The following is a 1,313-nucleotide window of genomic DNA, read 5'->3' on the forward strand; positions in this document are numbered from 1 at the left end:
AATTATACACGGCTTAAGTTTGATTCTCTTTAAATTGATTTAATAATCAGAAAGAACAAAAGAGAGAATTAAGGTTAGTATACACGGTGAAGCTTTAGACTTCGACAACATTGATAATCCTCTCTCTTTTACTACTCAAACCACGTTCAGTTCTGTGAGACTTTAGATCTCGTTTTCAAGTTGTTGTGAGTAAGGTAGTATGCTCTTTCACAAACCAGTTCTTATGAATAAATATAAAGAAACTTATGGAGTTGACATCAGTAAGGGTGTCTTTGATGTACATGGTAGTAACAAAGGTCACAACCAGTATAAGAACGATGAAACTGGATTCAAGAAATACCTTAAAGAATTACCTGAAGGTTCACTGGTGGTTATGGAAGCTACTGGTTATTATCATTACAGGCTTGCACAGTTTCTTTACAAAAAAGGTGTAACGGTATCGGTTGTAAACCCATTGTCGATTAAGCGTTTCATTCAAATGAAACTGGCCAAGGTGAAGACGGACAAGAGCGATGCAAGGGCAATTTGTGACTACGCTTTAATTAACGAGGTTCCCCTTTACAATGCCTTGACGGATACCCAGAGTGAATGTTTACAGTTGTTCAGATTGCTGGACACCTATTTAAAGCAGCGTACGGCCACTAAAAACAAGATACATGGAGAAGCTGTTCTGGGTGTGCCTTCAAAGTTCGTTTATCGTTCCTTGGTACGTAACAAGAAACAGTTGGATAAGGAGGTAGAAGCTATCGAATCAAAAATTCTATCCTTGGTCAAAGAGGATCAACAAGAGCAATTGACCTTGTTGACCTCCATACCGGGCATAGGCCAAAAGACGGCATTGTTCTTAATAGTTGTCACCGATGGTTTTAGTAAGTTCGAGACAGCATCACAGCTTTGTAGTTATGTTGGTATAACCCCAACGGTACGGGAGTCGGGCAGCAGCGTCAGGGGTCGCGCACGAATAAGTAAAGTGGGCAATCGAAAGCTTCGCAACCTATTGTTCCTATGTGCTTTTAATGCCTGTACACACAACAAGGCATGCAGAGCGGTTTATGAGCGAATAGTGAACAAGGGAAAGAGCAAGAAACTGGCTTTGATTGCAGTAGCCAACAAACTACTTAAACAGAGCTTTGCCATTGCAAAATCAAGAAGGCCCTATGATGAAACTTACGTTTCAATATTGCCAAGGTAAAACGTAGATAAATCAAATAAAAAAAGCTCAAAGAATCATTTTTTCGAATCTATGGGCCTAAAATACTATTGTCTCAGATTAATGAAGAATTTACTTGTTTTTTACCTCAGTTCTTTGTTGT

The 1,313-nt window shown here is 39.1% G+C and carries 1 protein-coding gene; it reads left to right on the top strand.

Going from position 1 to position 1,313, the window contains the following annotated elements:
- Positions 1-223 precede the first annotated feature (223 nt).
- Positions 224-1,192 (top strand): IS110 family transposase, encoded by a 969-nt coding sequence (locus tag ACFSQJ_RS14240; RefSeq protein WP_377767643.1) that lies wholly within the window; start codon positions 224-226, stop codon positions 1,190-1,192.
- Positions 1,193-1,313: the final 121 nt, after the last annotated feature.

The organism is Croceitalea marina (genome assembly GCF_042684265.1).
Taxonomy (GTDB): Bacteria; Bacteroidota; Bacteroidia; order Flavobacteriales; family Flavobacteriaceae; genus Croceitalea; species Croceitalea marina.

What these genes read in the sequence shown, in the direction of transcription:
- ACFSQJ_RS14240 (WP_377767643.1), top strand. Translation starts at nt 224, where the DNA reads ATGAATAAATATAAAGAAACTTATGGAGTTGACATCAGTAAGGGTGTC.